The 19,892-nt window shown below is 58.4% G+C and carries 16 protein-coding genes and 1 tRNA gene; 9 read left to right on the forward strand and 8 right to left on the reverse strand.

The genetic code is table 11. The annotated features are described in order from the left end of the window. The first annotated feature begins 45 nt into the window (after window positions 1-45). From HYZ49_16525 to HYZ49_16540, 4 genes are all read left to right on the forward strand, one after another. Window positions 46-450, forward strand: a complete 405-nt coding sequence (locus tag HYZ49_16525) for a hypothetical protein (protein MBI3243890.1) — start codon at window positions 46-48, stop codon at window positions 448-450. Window positions 451-455: 5 nt separating this feature from the next. Then, entirely contained in the window at window positions 456-2,489 is a 2,034-nt protein-coding gene (locus tag HYZ49_16530; GenBank protein ID MBI3243891.1) for a CocE/NonD family hydrolase, read from the forward strand. 71 nt (window positions 2,490-2,560) lie between these two features. Then, a complete protein-coding gene (msrP, locus tag HYZ49_16535; protein ID MBI3243892.1) occupies window positions 2,561-3,496 on the forward strand; it encodes a protein-methionine-sulfoxide reductase catalytic subunit MsrP in 936 nt (311 codons plus the stop codon). 80 nt (window positions 3,497-3,576) lie between these two features. Then, window positions 3,577-4,224: a sulfoxide reductase heme-binding subunit YedZ gene (locus tag HYZ49_16540; GenBank protein MBI3243893.1), complete on the forward strand. Its 648-nt coding sequence runs from the start codon at window positions 3,577-3,579 to the stop codon at window positions 4,222-4,224. Window positions 4,225-4,290: 66 nt separating this feature from the next. Here the strand turns inward: HYZ49_16540 and HYZ49_16545 are convergent, their stop codons facing one another. From HYZ49_16545 to HYZ49_16555, 3 genes are all read right to left on the reverse strand, one after another. Continuing rightward, window positions 4,291-5,304 (reverse strand): dihydroorotate dehydrogenase-like protein, encoded by a 1,014-nt coding sequence (locus tag HYZ49_16545; protein ID MBI3243894.1) that lies wholly within the window; start codon window positions 5,302-5,304, stop codon window positions 4,291-4,293. A 73-nt stretch (window positions 5,305-5,377) separates the two neighbouring features. Further along, the gene (gene nifJ, locus HYZ49_16550) at window positions 5,378-8,947 is read right to left on the reverse strand and encodes a pyruvate:ferredoxin (flavodoxin) oxidoreductase (GenBank protein ID MBI3243895.1); all 3,570 of its coding nucleotides are present in this window, start codon (window positions 8,945-8,947) and stop codon (window positions 5,378-5,380) included. Between the two features lie 110 nt (window positions 8,948-9,057). Continuing rightward, window positions 9,058-11,889, reverse strand: coding sequence for a pyruvate, phosphate dikinase (locus HYZ49_16555; GenBank protein ID MBI3243896.1), 2,832 nt, complete (start codon window positions 11,887-11,889; stop codon window positions 9,058-9,060). Window positions 11,890-12,255: 366 nt separating this feature from the next. On the opposite strand from HYZ49_16555, the gene focA reads away from it, so the two are divergent. Continuing rightward, the gene (gene focA / locus HYZ49_16560) at window positions 12,256-13,062 is read left to right on the forward strand and encodes a formate transporter FocA (protein MBI3243897.1); all 807 of its coding nucleotides are present in this window, start codon (window positions 12,256-12,258) and stop codon (window positions 13,060-13,062) included. 140 nt (window positions 13,063-13,202) lie between these two features. Then, window positions 13,203-13,406, forward strand: coding sequence for a (2Fe-2S)-binding protein (locus HYZ49_16565; protein MBI3243898.1), 204 nt, complete (start codon window positions 13,203-13,205; stop codon window positions 13,404-13,406). Window positions 13,407-13,585: 179 nt separating this feature from the next. Here HYZ49_16565 and HYZ49_16570 read toward each other — a convergent pair. Further along, window positions 13,586-13,660: transfer RNA gene (locus tag HYZ49_16570), tRNA-Pro, on the reverse strand. Between the two features lie 27 nt (window positions 13,661-13,687). Here HYZ49_16570 and HYZ49_16575 point away from each other — a divergent pair. Next, window positions 13,688-14,830 carry an alkaline phosphatase family protein gene (locus HYZ49_16575; protein ID MBI3243899.1) on the forward strand — a complete coding sequence of 381 codons (1,143 nt, stop codon included), beginning with the start codon at window positions 13,688-13,690 and terminating at the stop codon, window positions 14,828-14,830. A gap of 2 nt (window positions 14,831-14,832) precedes the next feature. Here the strand turns inward: HYZ49_16575 and HYZ49_16580 are convergent, their stop codons facing one another. The 4 genes from HYZ49_16580 to moaC all read right to left on the reverse strand — a co-directional run bounded on the left by HYZ49_16580 (window position 14,833) and on the right by moaC (window position 18,466). After that, a complete protein-coding gene (locus HYZ49_16580) occupies window positions 14,833-15,744 on the reverse strand; it encodes a hypothetical protein (GenBank protein ID MBI3243900.1) in 912 nt (303 codons plus the stop codon). Window positions 15,745-15,924: 180 nt separating this feature from the next. Then, the gene (gene fabF / locus HYZ49_16585; GenBank protein ID MBI3243901.1) at window positions 15,925-17,166 is read right to left on the reverse strand and encodes a beta-ketoacyl-ACP synthase II; all 1,242 of its coding nucleotides are present in this window, start codon (window positions 17,164-17,166) and stop codon (window positions 15,925-15,927) included. Between the two features lie 77 nt (window positions 17,167-17,243). Then, on the reverse strand, window positions 17,244-17,969 hold the full coding sequence (locus HYZ49_16590) for a molybdenum cofactor biosynthesis protein MoaE (GenBank protein ID MBI3243902.1): 726 nt from the start codon (window positions 17,967-17,969) through the stop codon (window positions 17,244-17,246). Further along, window positions 17,966-18,466, reverse strand: coding sequence for a cyclic pyranopterin monophosphate synthase MoaC (gene moaC, locus HYZ49_16595; protein ID MBI3243903.1), 501 nt, complete (start codon window positions 18,464-18,466; stop codon window positions 17,966-17,968). Before moaC ends, HYZ49_16590 begins: the two co-directional genes overlap by 4 nt. A gap of 109 nt (window positions 18,467-18,575) precedes the next feature. Here moaC and ftsY point away from each other — a divergent pair, with 109 nt between their 5' ends. Continuing rightward, entirely contained in the window at window positions 18,576-19,472 is an 897-nt protein-coding gene (gene ftsY / locus HYZ49_16600) for a signal recognition particle-docking protein FtsY (protein MBI3243904.1), read from the forward strand. A gap of 35 nt (window positions 19,473-19,507) precedes the next feature. After that, a partial coding sequence (locus HYZ49_16605) for a PCRF domain-containing protein (protein MBI3243905.1) occupies window positions 19,508-19,892 on the forward strand: 385 nt, incomplete at its 3' end.

Raw genomic sequence — 19,892 nt, forward strand, 5'->3', positions numbered from 1 at the left:
TCTACAATTACGACTCTAAAGAGGCTTATAACGGAGGAAAATGTTATGGAGTTTGCGATGCCTTTTGTTGCGCTTTTCCTATCCATCTTCACGCCTTGGCTGGCTGTTTGGATGCTTTTCGAGAAAATTCGCAAGAAAGAAGTCTCAAGAAAATGGATCACATTAATGTGGGTTGCAACAGCATTCTTGATAAGCGCGGCTACGGTGTTAGTTTTACGATGGCTTCTGCCGATGTCATATCTCGAAAGTGCTCATTTGCATAATGTGTTTTGGGTTTTTCTCGGAGGGTCTAATTTTGTAAGAGGATGGGCACAGTTCCCTGAGGTTAGACAGAAATATGGAGCCCACTCATCGGTTGAGGCTGTGCATCTAATTTGGATGCTGGTAATGCCGTTCCTCGTTATTGCGAATTTGTATAGCATACTTGAAAGATTGATAAAGTCATATTGATCCCCATGGTTGCCACAGACTTTTACCAAGTTCGTATTCTATACAATATCCGCATTTCCACGCGCGATGGCATCGAACTCTCCGCCAACCTCTGGCTGCCCGTTCCCAAAACCGAAGGTGAGACGTTCCCTGCCATTCTCGAAATGATCCCCTATCGCAAAGACGACTGGCGTTACAACTCGGATCACCAGCATGGCACTTACTTTGCCCAGCGCGGCTTTGCCTTTTGCCGCCTCGACGTTCGCGGCACGGGGAGCAGTGAAGGCATTGCCTACGACGAGTATACGCGAGAGGAAACGCAGGATGGCTACGACACTGTGGAATGGCTGGCGGCCCAACCCTGGTGCAACGGCAAAGTTGGCATGTGGGGCATCAGCTACGGCGGCTTCACTTCGATCCAAGTCGCCATGCTCCAGCCGCCGCACCTCAAAGCCATCATCCCCATGTACGCCACCGACGATCGTTACACCGACGACGTACACTACCTCGGCGGCTGTCTCACCGTGAGCGAACTGGCCCAGTACGCGGTGAGCATGGTGGGTATGAACGCCATGCCGCCCAAACTGGAATATGCTGGAGCAAAGTGGGCCGAGCAGTGGAAGGAACGACTGAAAAAGACTCCGCCCTGGCTGATTGAATGGCTACAGCAACAAACTGACGGTCCTTACTGGCGTAACGGCTCGCTCGCGCCCGACTACACAGGAATCAAATGCGCGGTCTTCAACATTGGCGGCTGGATGGATGAGTACGTCAACTCGGTTTTGCGGATGCAGGAACGATGCACACAGGCGACGGGCGTCAAGGGCCTCATTGGCAACTGGGTACATTCTTACCCCGACTCGGCCTACCCCGGCCCGAACCTTGATCATCTCCACGAGATGGTGCGCTTCTTTGAGTATTGGCTCAACGGCATTGACAACGGTGTGATGAACGAGCCACCGCTCACGTTATTCCGTTACGAGCACACTGCGCCCGAAGCCTTCCCATCCAAGTTCAACGGCCAGTGGATCAGCGCAAACACTTTTCCGGTTGAAGGGACTCAACCTCACACGCTCTATCTTGGCGACGCGACCCTGTCCAATCTCCAAGCAGAGCGTCCAGTCTCTAATCTCGACCACTACCCTCACCGCCCAACTCACGGCACGCACGCCGCCCTCTGCTGGGGCGCCGGTTACGGGCCAAACGGTTTGGCCCGCGATCTTCGCCTCGAAGAAGCCATCATTCCCACTTACACCAGTGAGCCGCTCGACGAGCCGCTGGACGTGATCGGTTTCCCCGAAGCCGTGTTGTACCTCAGTTGCAGTGCGCCGGTTGCCACCGTCGTCGTCCGCCTGGCCGACGTTGCCCCGGATGGAAGTGTGTTTCAGGTCACGGCTGGCGTTCTTAATCTGACTCATCGCGACAGTCATATTAACCCCGAACCGCTGACTCCCAACACCGTTTACGAAATCAAAGTTCAACTCCGGTCAACCGCCTACCGCTTCCTCCCTGGCCACCGAATTCGCCTCAGTCTTGCCAGCGCCTACTGGCCCGTCATCTGGCCTTCGCCTTACAAGTCCGACAACTATCTTCATCGCGGCTCGGCCACGCTGTCGCGGTTGATACTTCCTGCGGTTTCCCTCAACGCCCCGCGCCTTCAGCCCCCCAGTTTCAAGACCACGCCGCCGGAACTTGTCGAAGTTGGCGGTGGAACCGACGCCCCGCCTGTTTGGCAGATTGTCGAAGATGTGATCAACCAGACAATGACCGTCAACGTGTACGAAGGGGGAACCGCCGTTTTGCCCGATGGGCGGTCGTTGTTCGCCTCGGAACGGATCGAAATGGCAACCCACCAGATTGATCCGCTCAAGACGCGCATGTTCAACGAAGTGGTTTATCGCCTGGAAGAATCGGGCTACCAGATAGAAATCCATTCCTCTGGCAGTGTCCGTTGCACCGAAACCGAGTTCATCATGGACATCCAACTTCGAGTTGATCTCAATGGCAACCTTTTCTTCCACAAATCCTGGCTGAAAAGCCTGCCCCGGCGGCTGGTTTGATGTAATGAATCGTTAATGACTCTGGACTATAACTCTAAGGACATCTTCACCAAAATGCTTTAGGAGTCGCCATGATCAAAATCCCGTCATCCGAAATCACTCTCGAACACGTCTACCTCTCGCGGCGCGAGTTTCTCAAACAAATGGGCATCGTCACCGCCACCTCGCTCATCCTGAGCGCCTGCGGCGCAAAGCCGGCGGCGACACCTGAGACAGAGGCCGGGGAAGCCGCCGGCCTCACCGACGAGTTGGGCGACCCGGCCACACCCTACGAAGCCGTCACCGGCTATAACAATTATTATGAGTTTTCAACCGACAAAGAGTCGGTTGCCCCGTTGGCCAAAGATTTCAAAACGTCGCCCTGGACAGTGGAAGTAGGCGGCCTGGTCAACAATCCCAAGACTTACGACATTGACGACATCCGCAAGAGCTTCGATCAGGAAGAGCGCATCTATCGCCATCGTTGTGTCGAGGCCTGGTCAATGGTCATTCCCTGGCAGGGCTTTCCACTGGCGAAGTTGCTCAAGGAGGCCGATCCAAAATCCGAGGCCAAGTTTGTGCGCTTCGAGACGCTCTACGATTCGGAGCAGATGCCGGGTTTGAGCAGTCCCTGGTACGTGTGGCCTTACGCCGAAGGCTTGCGATTGGACGAAGCCATGAACGACCTGGCGCTGATGGTGACCGGCCTTTACGGCAAAGACCTGTTGCCGCAAAACGGCGCGCCGCTTCGCCTGGCTGTGCCGTGGAAGTACGGCTTCAAGAGCATCAAGTCCATTGTGAAGATTGATCTGGTAGCCGAGATGCCGACTTCACTGTGGATGGCCGCCGCCCCGAACGAATATGGCTTCTACGCCAACGTCAACCCGGAGGTGGATCACCCGCGCTGGTCGCAGGGCACCGAGCGCCGCATTGGCGAGCTTGGCCGCCGCAAGACCTTGAAGTTCAACGGCTACGAGGAAGAAGTGACTTCCCTTTACGACGGCCTGGACTTGCGCGCCAACTACTAAAAGCTTTGCCGCGAATTTCGCTAATTATCGCGAATTGACATGCAAGTTCGTGTTCATTCACGCAATTTGCGGCTGGATTTATGCCTCGCTTCAAGTTCACCAAGTTTCAAATAGCAGTTCACCTCGGGTCTTTGATTCCGTTGATTTTGCTCATCTGGGATTATTTCGCCGACAACCTGACCGTCAACCCGATTCAGGACATCACCTTTCGCACCGGCAAGGCGGCGCTGGTTCTGCTGGTGCTCTCGCTGGCCTGCACGCCCCTCAACACCGTCTTTGGCTTCAAAGAAGCCATCAAAGTCCGGCGGGCGCTGGGGCTGTATGCCTTTCTCTACGTCGCCTTGCACTTCCTGACGTTTATCGGCTTGGACTATGGCTTCGACCTGGGGTTGATCTACGAAGCCATCTTCGAGAAGCGCTACGCCCTCGTCGGGTTCGCCGCTTTCTTGATCTTGTTGCCGTTGGCGATCACTTCTATGCAATGGTGGATGAAGAAGCTGGGCAAAAACTGGAAGCGGCTTCACCGGCTGGTTTACGTGGCCGGACTGTTGGCCGTCGTTCATTACGTCTGGCTGGTCAAATCGGATATTCGCGAGCCGCTGGCTTATGGCGGCGTGGTGGTGTTGTTGCTTATCTCTCGCATTCCGGCCTTCAAGAAGGCGGTCATGAAACTGCGCGGCGGGTTGATTAAACGTATGGAGACCGACCCGACACCAGACAGGGTTTAGCCGACTCTAAAAAACGCGGCGCATCCAACAGGACGCGCCGCGTTTTTGATTCACGAGCAATGCCCATCAACTGTGTGGGATTTCGTAACTGGTGATCGCCTTCATGTACTGCGCCCGCTCGAAGGCTGCCGGGAAGGCCACCGACTTCTGGCTCATGCTCCCGCGCATCTGCGTCACCGAGTCATACTCATGCTCTTCCATCCAGCGGATCAAATCAGCGCGAATGTCGGTCAGGCGGTGGATGCCATTTTGCAGTAACTCGGAGGCCATCATGGTGACGGCCGCCCCGGCCATCAACCCCTTCAGCGCGTCCTCGGCGCTATGCACGCCCGAGGTCAAGGCCAGGTCGGCGTTGAGGCGCCCGTAAAGAATGGCGATCCACGTCAACGGCAGGCGAAGAGCGCCGGGGGTTTGAGGGGTGCTTAAGGTGGCGCGGGGAACAACTTCCAGATTTTCCAGATCAAAATCGGGTTGATAGAAACGGTTGAACAGCACCAGTCCCTGAGCGCCGTCTCGCGCCAGCCGTTTAGTAATGTGAGGGATGGAGGTGAAGAATGGGCTGATCTTCACCGCCACCGGGATCGTGACTTCGCGTTTGATGTCCACCACCAGATCGCAGTACATGTCTTCGATGAGATCGCTTCGCGTGTTGACGTCGGTGGGCACGAAGTACATATTGAGTTCAAGCGCGTCTGCCCCGGCTTCCTGAATCTTTTTGGCGTACTTTACCCAGCCACCGCTGGAGACGCCGTTGAGACTGCCGATGATGGGGATGCTCACGGACTCTTTGGCTTTCCTTATATGCTCAAGATAAAGATCGGGTGTGAGGTTGAACGTCTGCGGTTCGGGGAAGTAGGTGAGGGCCTCGGCGTAACTGTCTGTGCCTTGCGTCAGGCAGAAATCAAGATGATGACTCTCCTGGTTGATCTGCTCCTCAAAAAGCGAGTACATGACAATGGCCGCCGCCCCGGCGTCTTCCAGGCGCTTGATGTTGCCCAGGTTCTTTGAGAGCGGCGAGGCCGATGGCACAAGCGGACTGCTCAGATTGAGGCCGAGGTAGGTTGTACGTAGATCAGGCATAAGTCTGCTCCTCAGGTGGTTAGGTGGTTAGGTGGTTGGGCCTAACCACCCAACCACCTGACTACCCAACCAACTAGCCGCCATTCTCCTTTGCCAGTTGCTCATACTGCTTCCATCGCTTGTTCACGTCTTCCTGCGCCAGCTTGAGAAGCTCTTCAGCGCGGGCGCGGTTGGTCTGGGTGAGCATCTGAAAACGGTTTTCGTTGTACATATATTTGTCGAGCGCGAGGCTCGGCGCTTTGCTATCGAGGCTGAACGGGTTGTGGCCCGTCTTCGCCAGGCCGGGGTTGTAGCGATAGAGCGGCCAGTAGCCGGAGAGCACCGCTTTCTTTTGCTGTTCAAGCCCAAAGCGAAGATCGTAGCCGTGAGCGATGCAGTGACTGTAGGCGATGATGAGAGACGGGCCATCGAAGGCTTCGGCTTCGATGAAGGCTTTGATTGTTTGGGCATCGTTCGCGCCCATGGCCACGCGAGCGACGTAAATGTTGCCGTAGGCCATCGCCAGCATCCCCAAATCTTTCTTGGCCTGGCCCTTGCCGCTGGCGGCATACTTGGCAACCGCCGCGCGCGGGGTAGACTTGGACGCCTGCCCGCCGGTGTTGGAATACACTTCGGTGTCGAGCACCAGCACGTTGACGTTGCGGCCTGAAGCCAACACATGATCAAGCCCGCCATAGCCAATGTCGTAAGCCCAGCCGTCGCCGCCTACGATCCAGAGCGAGCGTTTCACCAGAATGTCGGCTACGCTCAAGAGATTGGTAATTTGGGATTGGTAGTTTGAATTACTAATAGCTAACAACTTTTCTTTCAGAGTCTTCACTCGCTCGCGTTGCTCTTGAATTCCGGCTTCAGCGGCTTGATCGGCGTTCAGGATGGCTCGCACAAGGTCGTCGCCAAGCTCGCCGGAAAGTTGGGTCAACAGCTCATGGGCAAACGCCGTTTGCTTGTCGAGCGTGAGCCGGAAGCCCAACCCGAATTCGGCGTTGTCCTCAAAAAGCGAGTTGGCCCAGGCCGGGCCGCGCCCGTCTTTGTTCTTGGCCCAGGGCGTGGTGGGCAGGTTGCCGCCATAAATCGAAGAACAGCCGGTGGCGTTGGCGATGATGGCTCGGTCGCCGAACAACTGCGAGAGCAGTTTGAGGTAGGGCGTTTCGCCACAGCCCGCGCACGCGCCCGAAAATTCAAAGAGCGGCTGGAGCAGTTGCGAGTCCTTCACCGAGTTGAGATTGAGGCCGCGCCGATCCACTTCCGGCAGTTCAAGGAAGAACTTCCAGTTGTCGCTCTCGGCTTCGCGCAGTGGCGGCTGGGCGGCCATGTTGATCGCTTTGAGCCGTGTCTCGCTCTTGTTCTTGGCCGGGCAGGCTTCCACGCACAGGGCGCAACCGGTGCAATCTTCGGGCGAAACTTGTAGCGTGTATTTCCATTCGGCAAATTCTTTCCAGCGGGCGGCGGTGGATTTGAACGTCTCCGGTTCGCCTTCAAGATAGTGCGCCTGGTAAACCTTCTCGCGGATGACAGCGTGCGGGCACACCAGCACGCACTTGCCGCATTGAATACAGACATTTGGATCCCAAACTGGAATCTCAAGGGCAATGTTGCGCTTCTCCCACTGCGCCGTCCCGGTTGGGTAAGTGCCGTCCACTGGCAAGGCGCTCACTGGCAGGTCGTCGCCCAGGCCGGCAATCATCTTCGCCGTCACCTTTTGCACAAACTCTGGCGCTTCAACCGGCACCGGAGGCCGCATCTCAATCAGGCTCTTGGCTTCCACCGGGACTTCGACTTCGTTCAGGTAGTGAAGCGTCTGGTTGACGGCGTCAAAGTTTCGCAGGACAACAGCTTCGCCGCGCTTGCCGTAAGTCTTTTGAATGGAATGATGGATGGCCTCAATCGCCTCCTCTCGCGACAAAACGCCGCTGATGGCGAAGAAGCAGGTTTGCATAATGGTGTTGATGCGCCCGCCCATGCCGGTTTCACGGGCGACTTTGTAGCCGTCAATCACAAAGAAACGAATCTTCCTGGCAATGATCTCCTCTTGAACCTTGCGCGGCAAATAACCCCACACGTCGTGGGCGGCGTAGGGGCTGTTGAGCAGGAACACTGCCCCCGGCTCGGCATTCTGAAGCATGTCGAAGCGTTCCAGAAAGTTGAACTGGTGGCAGGCCACGAAATTGGCCGACGCGATCAGGTAGGACGAGTGAATGGGCTTTGACCCGAAGCGCAAGTGCGAGATCGTCACCGAGCCAGACTTCTTCGAGTCGATGACGAAGTAACCTTGCGCGTAAAAGTCCGTCTCTTCACCAATGATTTTGATCGAGTTTTTGTTTGCGCCCACCGTGCCATCCGAACCTAAGCCGTAGAACATGGCCCGCACCGTGCCTTCGCCTTCGGTGCTGAAGGAGCAGTCATAATCAAGACTGTTGCGGGTCACGTCGTCGTTGATGCCGACGACAAAATGATTCTTGGGCTTGCCCTTCTTGAGTTCGTCGAAGACGGCCTTGACCATGGCCGGGGTGAATTCTTTGGAAGCCAGACCGTAGCGCCCGCCAATGACTCGGGGCAGGGCAGGGAGAGCGCCACTGTTCACCGACTCGGCCAGGGCCGTCATCACGTCTTGATACAGCGGCTCGCCCGTGCTTCCCGGCTCCTTCGTCCGATCCAGCACGGCAATCGTCTTTGTTGTGGGCGGCAAAGCTCTGATGAAGTGCTCGATGGCAAACGGGCGGAACAGCCGCACTTTGAGCACGCCGATCTTTTCGTTGGGGTTGTGAGCGATCAGGTAATCAACTGTCTCTTCGGCCACTTCTGCGCCTGAGCCTATCATCACCAGCACCCGCTCGGCATCCGGCGCGCCCACATAGTCGAACAAGTGATACTCGCGCCCGGTCAGTTCGGCGAATTTGTCCATCGCATTTTGGACGATGGCCGGGCAGACTTTGTAATAAGGGTTGACCGTCTCGCGGCTCTGAAAGAACACGTCCGGGTTTTGAGCGGAACCCCGTAGAACCGGGTGCTCGGGCGAGAGGCCGCGTCCCCGGTGAGCGCGCACCAGGTCGTCGTCAATCATGGCCCCGCAAAGCGCATCGTCAATCTCTTCAATTTTCATCACTTCGTGTGAAGTGCGGAAGCCGTCGAAGAAGTGAACGAACGGCACACGCGCTTCGAGTGTAGCCGCGTGGGCGATCAGCGCCATGTCCATCACTTCCTGCACCGAGTTGGAGGCCAGCATGGCCCAGCCGGTGGCGCGGACGGCCATCACGTCCGACTGATCGCCAAAAATTGAGAGGCCTTGCGTGGCGATTGACCGGGCGCTGACGTGAAAGACTGTGGCGGTGAGTTCACCGGCGATCTTGTACATGTTGGGGATCATCAACAATAGGCCTTGCGAGGCGGTGAAGGTCGTCGTCAGCGATCCGGTTTGCAGTGCGCCGTGCACCGCGCCGGCCGCGCCGCCCTCGCTCTGCATTTCGGCGACCAGCGGCACAGTGCCCCACAGGTTCTTCTTTCCTTCAGACGCCCACTGGTCGGCCCACTCGCCCATCGCCGAGGACGGAGTGATGGGGTAAATGGCGATGACTTCGTTGACTTTGTAGGCGATGTTAGCGGCGGCTTCGTTGCCGTCAATTGTTACCTTGTTTCTGTTCGTCATAAATGGCTCTCCAAAAGGGTTCTCGTGCTTTCAGAAAAGCCTAACTCAATAGCTCCTCGCCTTCTAGTGACATAGCGCATTGATTTGGATGACTTGTGTCTACTTATGGTTTACAAGTCTTTCTCAAACTCTCCAATTGCCGCGTGGGCCGCCGCCAGCCGGGCAATTGGCACGCGGAACGGCGAGCAACTCACATAGTTCAAGCCGATGCGGTGACACAGGTCAATGCTCTTCGGGTCGCCGCCATGTTCGCCACAGATTCCCACCTCAAGGGTTGGCCGCGTCTCCCGCCCAAGCCTCACGCCCATTTCCATCAGCTTGCCCACGCCGCGCTCGTCAATGGAGGCAAACGGGTTTTCGGGCAGGATGCCTTTCTCCAGATATTCCATCAGGAAGCCGGTCTCGGCGTCGTCGCGCGAAATGCCGAACGTCGTCTGCGTCAGGTCGTTGGTTCCGTAAGAGAAGAACTGAGCATACTCGGCGATTTGATCGGCAGTGAGGGCGGCGCGCGGGATTTCGATCATCGTGCCGAACTGATAATCAATCTCGATGCCTTGCTCGGCCATGACGCGCTTCGCTTCCTCTTCGAGCATTGTTTGCTCGACCTTGAGTTCGTTGTTGTGCGCGGTGAGCGGGATCATGATCTTGGGGTGAACGTCCACCCCCTCTTTGGCGCACTGGCAGGCGGCTTCAAAGATAGCGCGTACCTGCATCTTCACCAGTTCTGGCAAATGAATTCCCAGCCGCACCCCGCGCAAACCAAGCATGGGGTTGGCTTCGCGCATGGACTCGACAGCGGCCAGCAGTTTCTTTTTCTGAGCCAGCGCGCCGGTCAGGCTGAGCGGGTCAAAGCCCAGCGGGTCGCCGTCGCGCAGTTTCAGCCGCATCTCCAACTCGGTCACGTCGTGCAAAAGCTCGTCGTGGCTCGGCAGGAACTCGTGCAGAGGCGGATCAATCAGGCGGATGGTGACGGGCAAACCGTCCATCGCCCGGAAGAGGCCGTCGAAGTCGGAGCGTTGGAAGGGGAGTAACTTCGCCAACGGTTCAACCCGCTCTTCGTCGCTCTTGGCCAGAATCATTTGCTGGACGAACGGCAAACGGTTCGTCTCAAAGAACATGTGCTCGGTGCGGCACAGGCCAATGCCTTCCGCGCCGTACATGCGCGCCCGTTCTGCATCGCGTGGGTAGTCGGCGTTGGCCCACACGCCGAGCTTGCGGATGTCGTCGGCCCACGAGAGCAGTTTGATGAGATAGGGATCGTTGAAGTCGGGGATGACGCTCTTGAGTTGGCCGGCGTAGACTTCGCCGGTGGCGCCGTCGAGTGAAACCCAATCGCCTTCTTTGAAGACCCGGCCACCTGCGGCGAACTGCCGCGCCTCAACATCCACGTCCATCGCCGCCACGCCGACCACTGCCGGTTTGCCGAATTGCCGAGCCACCAGCGCCGCGTGGCTGGTGCGCCCGCCCCGGCTGGTGAGGATGCCTTTGGCGGCAATCATGCCGTGCACGTCGTCCGGCTTGGTTTCGGGCCGCACCATAATCACGTCTTTCTTCTCCTTCACCGCCCATTGCTCGGCAGTGTCGGCGTCGAAGACGATCATGCCGACCGCCGCCCCCGGCGAAACGTTCAGCCCTTTGGCGATGAAGTCGGCGGTTTTCTTTTGCGCCGGGTCAAACTGAGGGTGGAGGAAGTAATCCACGTGCTCAGGCTTGACGCGCTTGACGGCCTCTTCTCTGGCGATCAGTTTTTCTTCGGCAAGGTCAACGGCAATATGAACGGCGGCTTGGGCGGTGCGCTTGGCGTCGCGGGTTTGCAACATCCACAGCTTGCCGCGCTCGACAGTGAACTCCACGTCCTGCACTTCGCGATAGTGCCTCTCCAGCTTCCGGCAAATCTTTTCGAACTGCGCCCAGGCTTTGGGCATCTCATCTTTGAGGGCCGAGATCGGCTTGGTCGTTCGCGTGCCGGCCACCACGTCCTCACCCTGAGCGTTGGTCAGGTAGTCGCCTTCGATCTCCTTCTCGCCGGTCGAGACGTTGCGGGTCGTAGCCACACCCGTGCCGGAGCCTTCGCCCATGTTGCCGAAGACCATCGTCACAATGTTGACACCTGTGCCCAGGTTGTGAGGGATGCCGGCGGCTTTGCGATAGTCGAAGGCGCGTTTGCCGTTCCACGATTTGAACACGGCTTCGGTCGCCAGCTTGAGTTGCTCGGTTGGGTCGGCGGGGAACTCGCGCCCGGCCTTCTGGTTGACGATCTGCTTGAACTCGGCGGTGATCGCCTTCAGGTCTTCAACGCTCAGGTCGGCGTCGTTGGTCACGTTTCGCCTGGCTCTGTACCCGGTCAACACTTCCTCAAACGGTTCGTCGGCGAGGCCCAGGACAACCGTGCCAAACATTTGCACCAGACGGCGGTAGGCATCGTAGACAAAACGGGTGTCTTGAGTCAGGGCCATTAAACCGGCGGCGGTTTCATCGTTGAGGCCGATGTTGAGCACGGTGTCCATCATGCCCGGCATCGAAAACTTGGCCCCGGAGCGGCACGAGACCAGAAGCGGGTTCTTCGGGTCGCCGAATTTCTTGCCCGTCAGCTTCTCAATTTGCTTGAGGGCTTCAAGCTCCTGCTCCCACATGCCTTGCGGGAATTTCTCTTCGGCGGCAAGATAGGCGTTGCAGGCTTCGGTGGTGACGGTGAAACCGGGTGGAACGGGCAGGCCGACTCGGGTCATTTCGGCCAGGTTCGCGCCCTTGCCGCCCAGCAGGGCGCGCACGCCGTCCCAGCATTTGGTATATTTCTCGGCGGCGTCCACTTCGTCGAAGCAATAAACCCATTTTGTCTTCAGGGCCTTCTTTGGCAGACGATGGCCGTTGCCGTTGGTGCGAATATGAGCGGCGGCAGGCAACAAGTGTGACTTGGCACGCGGGGCAGTTTTTTGAGGCATGGCGGAATCTCCCTTTGAATGGCTCAACAGTTGAATTCAACTGTAGCCGCCCTGACCACGAAAGTCGTGTGTCGGAAATCATAAACAGCGTTGCGCTCTGTCACTGATTCCCACTCAGACCTCACAGGTCCGCTCCGCGAAAACCTGTGAGGTCTGGGCGGAATGCTATGAATGACATCCGGCGCTAGTCTGCCAGACATTTGCCACTGACTGAAATTGGCAGTGATTTGTAAGATAAAGCGCAAGTCTGACGAAAAACGTCTGATTTCAAAAAGACTTCGGAAGTTTTCGACAGTCTGCAAAGGAGCCTTGAGAATGGAATCTTCAACGAACACAGTCACATTAGATGCTTTGATCCCTGCCGAGATGGCGGCCAAAGCAGAACAGATCGGGGTGAAGAAAGCGCACCTCAACGAAGTCAGCATGTTTGTGTTGTCGGTGCTGGCCGGGGCCTTTATCTCCCAGGGCGCGATCTTCGCCACCACCGTTGTCGCCGGGGCGGGCGATTTGCCTTACGGCGTCACTCGCTTGTTGGCCGGTCTGGTCTTCACCCTCGGCCTCATTCTCGTCATCGTTGGCGGCGCAGAACTGTTCACCGGCAACAATCTCATCGTCATGGCCTGGGCGGGCGGCAAAGTGAGCACTAGCCTCCTGCTCAAGAACTGGTTCATCGTCTATTTTGGCAACTTTGCCGGGGCGCTGAGCACAGCCGTCCTCATGTTTTTCAGCGGTCAGTACATGTTCGGCAAAGGCGCGGTCGGGGCGGCGGCGCTGGCCACGGCCAACACCAAGTCGGGCCTCGACTTCGTGCAGGCAATCGTTCTTGGTATCCTGTGCAACGCGCTGGTCTGTTTGGCGGTGTGGATGACGTTCAGCGCCCGCACCACCACCGACCGCATTCTGGCGATCATCCCGCCCATCAGCGCCTTTGTGGCCGCCGGATTTGAACACAGCATCGCCAACATGTATTTCATTCCCGTCGGTTTATTTATCAAAGCCGGGGCGCCCGCCTCTTTTTGGGAAGCCATCGGCAAAGCCCCAACGGACTACCCCAATCTCACCTGGAGCAACTTCTTCGTCAACAACCTGATCCCGGTCACCATCGGCAACATCATCGGCGGCGCGGTGCTGGTGGGCGCGGTATATTGGTTTGTGTATTTGCGGAAGGGGTGAATCGTCAAACGACAAACGTCAAAAGAAACACGTTGGCAGAATCAAGCCCGTCTAAAGATCAAGGGATGTGGGCAGATTAGAGAAGCCCCTCCAGAAACTTCGCTCCCAAAACTGAAATGTTCCCAGAGGAAGGCGCGGCTATGACGATAAAACTCATCATCAACGATCAACTTCTCGAAGCAAACGAGGGTCAAACGGTTCTCGAGATTGCCAGGGCAAACGGTGTCGTCATCCCGACGCTCTGCTACCACAAAGACCTGTCGCTGGTTGGCTCGTGCCGCCTGTGTTTGTCGGAAATTAGCTCCCAGCCCGTGTCCTCGCAGGCCCCTTCGGGCCAACCGTGAGGACGCGGTTGGAGAGCGCAAAAGGTTATTTCCAATAACACCTAATTTACGTGAGCAGTTTTCTTTTTTTGAGTTAGAGAGAGGGGTAATCTGCGAGGGCGGATATTGATGCAGTTTCCGCCGGGAGGCCCACCATTGCCCTCACGGATAGCAGTTTGCGCTATCCATGAGAGCGGAAGTCGGGGAGAGAGGATTTGAACCTCCGACCTCACGGACCCGAACCGTGCGCTCTAGCCGAGCTGAGCCACTCCCCGAAGTGCGGGCATTATAACTGAAAGCAGATGAGCTATCAAGTTGAAGTTGACGCGCCGCGTCAACTCAATTATTCTTGCGCCGTGCACACCCGCCTCGTCATCTGCCTCGACGGAATCGGCCCCGAATATCTCGCCGCCTCTCAAACCCCAACCTTTGACGAATTGGGCCGGCGCGGCTGGTTCGCCATCGGGCAGGGGGCGATGCCGTCGGTGACGAACGTGAACAACGTCTCCATCGTTACCGGCGGCCCGCCGTCGTTGCACGGCATCACGGCCAACTATTATTTTGACCGGGCGACAAGCGGATCGGTTTACATGGAGTCCGCCGATTTCATCCTGGCGCCGACGATGTTTGAGAAGGCGACCCGACGTGGACGCCGCTCGGCGGTGATCACCTCGAAAGACAAACTGCGGACTCTGATCGCGCGCGGCGCGAGTGAGGTGATCTCTGCCGAGTCGCCGCCGATGTGGGTGGCCGACTCGGTCGGCGCTCCGCCGCCCATTCTCTCGGTTGAAGTCAACCACTGGCTCTTTCGCGCCGCCATGGCTTTGTGCCGCGTTCGCCCGCCAGACTTGCTCTATCTCACCCTCACCGATTACGCCCAACATAAGTTTGCGCCGGAGACTGAAGAGTCACAGGCCAATATCGCGACTCTCGACTCGTTGTTGGGCGATCTTCTCAACACCGGCCCGGAGTTCACGGTGGTCGCCGCCGCCGATCATGGGATGCGGGCCAAGACGCGCGGTCTCGATCTCGGCAAGATTCTGGCCGGGGCCGGGATCGCCGCCGAGGCGATCCCGATCATCAAAGATCGCTATGTGGCCCATCACCAGAATCTTGGCGGCTCGGCGTATGTGTATCTGGAGAACACAGCCCAACTGGCAGAGGCGGCTGCCCTGTTGCAAGCCGAGCCGGGCGTGGAGTCGGTTTGGGAACGGGAGTCGGCGGCGGCGGAGTTTCAACTATATCGTGATCGGATCGGCGATCTGTTCCTGCTGGCATCCGAAGAAGCCGTGTTCGGGTCGTTGCCTTCGGCGCGCGAAGAGGTGGCTGTTCGTTCGCATGGATGTTTGCACACCCGTCCGGTTCCTATTATCGGTTACGGCCCCGGCCTGCCGAAGGAGCCATTCAAGTTCAATTACGAAGCGGCGAGTTGGATTGAGTGGTGAGATCACCGCGCCAGCGCGATGCACACGCCGCCGAGAGTGATTGTCGCCGCCGCTGTGAGGCGCAGGCCGCGCGCCGGTTCACGGAAGATCAGCGCGCCGGCGATCACGCCGATGACGATGCTGAACTGGCGCATGGCGACGACGTAGCTGGTGTGCGTGCTGAGTTGATACGCCCACAACACCAAGCCGTACGCGCCGAATAACAGCGCGCCGACGATCAGCGCCCGTTTCCAATCGGTCTGGCCATGCGTGGCGGCGGGCAGGCGCAATACAAACAGAAACAGCACGTAAAACGCCCACGACAAAAAGGTCTCGTACAACCCGTAGCGCAAAGCACTCAGCGCGCCCGGCGGCAGAGCTTTGGCTGCGGCGCTGTCGGCCACCGAGTAGCCCGCCGTTGCCAGCGCCGTGAGCAGAGTCCAGAACAAGGCGCGGTTCCAGTAGCCCGCGGGCTTGAAGTCGCGGAGCGAGTTGAGAGGCAGGAAGATCGCGCCGATGGAAACGAGGCCGATGCCCAGCCAGCCGAGCGGCGCGGGCGGGTTGCCGCCAACAAGATCGGCCAGGGCAACCAGCACGGCGGGCAGGCCGCGCGCCAGCGGGTAAACGATGGTGAAGTCGCCGGTTCGATAACCGAGCGACAACCCGATGAAATACAACCCTTGAAACGCCCCGGCCACAAGCAGATAGCCCCAAACAACGGGCAGGACTGTCACGCCGGAAAATTCTGCCGCCAGCGTCGGGATCAAGCCGATGATTGAAATTGAGAACAGGGCGCGGATCAAAATATCGGAGCCGCGCTGGTCGCGGACGATAAGGTTCCACCCGGCGTGCATGAAGGTGGAAATGAAGACGATGGTGAGGGCAAGAGGAGGCATGGGGCTGAGGGGCGAGTTGAAGCGGGACGAGATCTTCAAACATGGCTTGCACGTCATCTTCGTCCGGCTTGCGGCTATAGACTTCCTGACAGCGCTCGTTCACCGCCAGGAGTTGATAAATTTTGCGGATGTGGGCTTTTTTGTGCGCCCATCGGCGCGCGCTTCTTCGATTGGGATAAGCGCCTTTTGGCGTTTGTAGACCTCTATGTGACTTTGTGTTTAACCGCCAAACTGTTTGATGATCAGCACCGCATTGTGACCGCCAAAACCAAAGGCGTTGCTCATCACCACATTAACTTTTGCCTCGCGGGCGGTGTTCGGCACGTAGTCGAGGTCGCAGTCAGGGTCGGGAGTCTGGTAGTGAATGGTGGGCGGCATGACATTGTCGCGAATGGCCAGGGAGGCAAAGATGGCCTCCAGCGCGCCCGTCATGCCCATGATGTGGCCGGTCATGGATTTGGTGGACGAGATTGCCACCTCGTAGGCTTTCGACCCGAAGGCGGCCTTGATGCCTCGCGTCTCGGCGGCGTCGTTGAGGGGCGTGCCGGTGCCGTGGGCGCTGATGTAGTCCACGTCGCCCGGATCGAATTTGGCATCCTGCAAAGCCAACCTCATGGCGGCGGCGCTCCCCACGCCTTTCTCTTCAGGGGCGGTGATGTGAAAGGCGTCGCCGGTTGCGCCGTAGCCGGCCAGTTCAGCGATGATGTTAGCGCCTCTGGCCTGTGCGTGCTCAAGCGCCTCCAGGATGATGATCGCCCCGCCTTCGCCCATTACCAGGCCGTCGCGATTCTTGTCGAAGGGTTGAGGCGTCATCGAGTAGTCGTCGTTGCGGCGGCTCATCGCGCCCAGCCGGTCAAATGCGCCAATGCCCACTTTGGAGATCGAGGCCTCGCTGGCCCCGGCGATGGCGGCGTCAATCTCACCGCTCCGGATCATTTTGAAGGCCAGGCCGATTCCATCGGCGCCCGAAGCGCAGGCCGAGAGCACGGCCAGGGCCGGGCCTTTCGCGCCGGTGTCAATGGCGATGAGGCCACTGGCCCCGTTCGCCATCAACTTTGGAATCGTGAACGGGTCCACCCGGCGCGGGCCGGAACTGTTGATGGTTTCGACCGCCTCTTGCAGGGAGATGATGCCGCCTGCGCCCGAACTGACGAACACGCCGACTCGGGTGGCGTTGTCCTCGCGAATCTCCAGGCCCGAATGAGCCAGCGCTTCTTTGGCGGCGGCAGTGGCGAACTGCTGAAACCGGTCGCGGCGGCGGGCTTCTTTGGGATCCATGAATTGCGCCGGGTTGAAGTTCTTGACCTCGGCAGCGATTTTGACCAGGAAGTGGGTGGTGTCGAAGGCGGTGATCGGGCCGACGCCGCTACGCCCGTTGAGGCAGGCTTCCCACGAGTCCTTGACACTTAACCCCAGCGGGGTAACAGCTCCCAGTCCGGTGATGACAACACGACGAGCCATAATTGCGAGTCCTCTTTGTCAGAAATGACGATGGACGATAGATGATGGACGATGAAGATGTCGTCTATTGTCCGTCGTCAGTCGTCTTTACCTGGTGTGTATTCTCCCTCAACCCACTCTTCGCCGCCCGGCCCCACTTCTTTTTTCCAGACCGGCACAATCTCTTTCAAGCGATCAATGCCGTAACGCGCCGCTTCGAACACGCCGGTGTCACGGTGGGCGGCGGAGCAGGCGATGAGCACAGTCGGCGTTCCCGGGTCGAGGCGGCCAATCCGTTGAACAATGGCAATGCCTTCCACTGCCGGCCAGCGCCCGCGAATTTCGTCGGCCACCTGCTTCATCTTGGCTTCAGCCATTGGCACATAAGATTCGTATTCCAAATACGATGTCTGGTGCGCCTCGCCGCGCCTTGTAATGCCGCGCACCATGCCGGTGAACACACAGGCCGCGCCCGTGCTGGACAGAGTGATGCCGGCCACCAGCGCGTCCAGGTCGAGTGCATCGTTAGTAACCCGAAAAAAGGTAGGAAGTTGCGGCGCTGGATTGTCGGCATTGTCGGCCCCACCAGAAACCGGCGGGAACAACGCTACTTCGTCGCCCTCGGCCAGCTTATCTTCGGCGAAGGCGAACTCGTGATTGCGGGAGACGAGGGCGGTGGGCAAAGCCGGAATAAGGGCCGGGAAGCGGTTGCCCAGTTCGGCTTTGAGGTCGGCCACCGTGGCCGAGTCGGCCAACATCATTTCAGCCTTGTGGGTCTGCGCCCGATCTTTGAGGGTGGCAAAAAACAAAACGTTGATCTTCATGCGACGTAATCGCTCTTTCCGCCGTGCTTCTCGATCAATCGCACGTTCGTAATTTGCATCGTCTTCTCGGCGGCTTTCGCCATATCGTACACCGTGAGCGCGGCCACCGAGACGGCGGTCAGGGCTTCCATCTCAACGCCCGTTTTCCCTGTCGTTCGCACTGTTGCTGTGATCTCCACGCCACTGCGATTTCCCTCTTTTCCTTGATTTCCCTCTATAGTTTCCTTCAACTCAAGTTGCACGTCAATATGTGTGAGCGGCAGTGGGTGACAGAGCGGGATTAACTCGGCGGTGCGCTTGGCGGCCATCACCCCAGCCAGTTGGGCCACGGTGAGCACGTCGCCCTTCTTCATCGCCCCGGCGCGGATCAGGGCCAGGGTCTCCGGCTTCATTCGCACTTCGCCTTTGGCCACCGCCACGCGCTCGGTGTCGGGCTTGCCGCCTACGTCCACCATGCGGGCCTTGCCTTCGGAATCAAGGTGAGAGAGTTGGGACATGCTGTGATTATAAATACTGAATACCGAATACTCAATACCCAATAACTTGCTGAGTCTTGTGTATTCGGTATTGAGTATTGTTGGTATAATCCCGCCCGTGCTTAACTCTCTGAAGAATTTTACGGCGGGCCTGACCCGCACCCGGCAGGCGGTGTTTGGCCGCATTGCCAACATCGTCGGGGCCAGCGAGATCAAAGATGAGACGTGGGAGGAGTTGGAAGCGACTCTCATTCAGGCTGATCTCGGTCTGGCCGTCTCCAGCGAGTTGATCGAACGACTCAAGGGACACGTCGCCGGTGAAGGCCTGACGAAAGAACATGACCTGCGCGCCTTTTTGCGAACCGAGTTGATGGCCCTGCTCGACGCGCCGCCGCATCCGCCGCTCAAAGGCGAGCCGGCGGTTTTACTGATGGTGGGCGTCAACGGCTCGGGCAAGACGACGACGACGGCTAAACTGGCGAAGCTCCTCCGCGAGCAAGACAAACGCAAGCCCATCCTGGCCGCCGCCGACACCTTTCGCGCCGCCGCCATCGAACAACTGAAAGAATGGGGCGACCGGTTGGGCGTAGAGGTGATTGCCACCCAGCCCGGCGGCGACCCCGGCGCCGTCGTCTTCGACGCCATTGCCGCCGCCCGCGCGCGGGGCAGTGATCTCGTCATCGTGGACACGGCGGGCCGCTTGCACACCAAGTTCAACCTGATGGAAGAGTTGAAGAAGGTGCGCGGCGTGGCCGCCAAAGCCAGCCCCGGCGCGCCGCACGGCGTGTACCTGGTGCTGGACTCGACGACGGGCCAGAACGCGCTGGCGCAGGCCAAAGCTTTCAAGGATGTGGCCGGGGTGACCGGCGTGGTGCTCACCAAACTCGACGGCTCGGCCAAAGGCGGCGTGGCCTTTGCCATTCGCCGCGAACTCAACCTGCCGATTCTTTACGCCGGGCTGGGTGAGCGGGCGGAAGATTTAGCGCCGTTCGACCCGGCGGCGTTTGTGGATGGACTTTTAGAGTAAAACGTATTGCGTAGCGCGTATTCCGTAGTCCGACGATACGCAATACGCCATACGCAATACGGAACTTTTCCCAATGCAAGACCTTCTCCTCAGACTCAACGAAAGCGACACCCAAGCCCAGCGTTTGCTGGAGCGTCTTTGACCTGGCCAACAAAGAAAAACGTCTGGCCGAGCTGGAGACTCTGGCCTCCTCCCCCGATTTTTGGAACAACCCGGACGCGGCCCGAGCCGCGATGCGCGAACTCTCGGAACTACGGGAGACCGTCACTCAGTGGCAAAACTTGCTCCGCCGTCTAGCCGACACCCACGAACTGGCCGGGCTTGGCGACGAGTCACTCCGGGCCGAACTCGAAACTGAAGTGGCCACCATCGAAGCCGAAGTTCACCGGCTCGATTTCGAATCGATCTTCTCCGACAAAC

The sequence above is a fragment of the Chloroflexota bacterium genome (genome assembly GCA_016197225.1).
Classification (GTDB): Bacteria; Chloroflexota; Anaerolineae; order Anaerolineales; family VGOW01; genus VGOW01.

Coding starts and splice junctions, on each gene's coding strand:
- HYZ49_16525 (MBI3243890.1), top strand. CDS start 46: ATGGAGTTTGCGATGCCTTTTGTTGCGCTTTTCCTATCCATCTTCACG.
- HYZ49_16530 (MBI3243891.1), top strand. CDS start 456: ATGGTTGCCACAGACTTTTACCAAGTTCGTATTCTATACAATATCCGC.
- msrP (MBI3243892.1), top strand. CDS start 2,561: ATGATCAAAATCCCGTCATCCGAAATCACTCTCGAACACGTCTACCTC.
- HYZ49_16540 (MBI3243893.1), top strand. CDS start 3,577: ATGCCTCGCTTCAAGTTCACCAAGTTTCAAATAGCAGTTCACCTCGGG.
- HYZ49_16545 (MBI3243894.1), bottom strand. CDS start 5,304: ATGCCTGATCTACGTACAACCTACCTCGGCCTCAATCTGAGCAGTCCG.
- nifJ (MBI3243895.1), bottom strand. CDS start 8,947: ATGACGAACAGAAACAAGGTAACAATTGACGGCAACGAAGCCGCCGCT.
- HYZ49_16555 (MBI3243896.1), bottom strand. CDS start 11,889: ATGCCTCAAAAAACTGCCCCGCGTGCCAAGTCACACTTGTTGCCTGCC.
- focA (MBI3243897.1), top strand. CDS start 12,256: ATGGCGGCCAAAGCAGAACAGATCGGGGTGAAGAAAGCGCACCTCAAC.
- HYZ49_16565 (MBI3243898.1), top strand. CDS start 13,203: ATGACGATAAAACTCATCATCAACGATCAACTTCTCGAAGCAAACGAG.
- HYZ49_16575 (MBI3243899.1), top strand. CDS start 13,688: ATGAGCTATCAAGTTGAAGTTGACGCGCCGCGTCAACTCAATTATTCT.
- fabF (MBI3243901.1), bottom strand. CDS start 17,166: ATGGCTCGTCGTGTTGTCATCACCGGACTGGGAGCTGTTACCCCGCTG.
- HYZ49_16590 (MBI3243902.1), bottom strand. CDS start 17,969: ATGAAGATCAACGTTTTGTTTTTTGCCACCCTCAAAGATCGGGCGCAG.
- moaC (MBI3243903.1), bottom strand. CDS start 18,466: ATGTCCCAACTCTCTCACCTTGATTCCGAAGGCAAGGCCCGCATGGTG.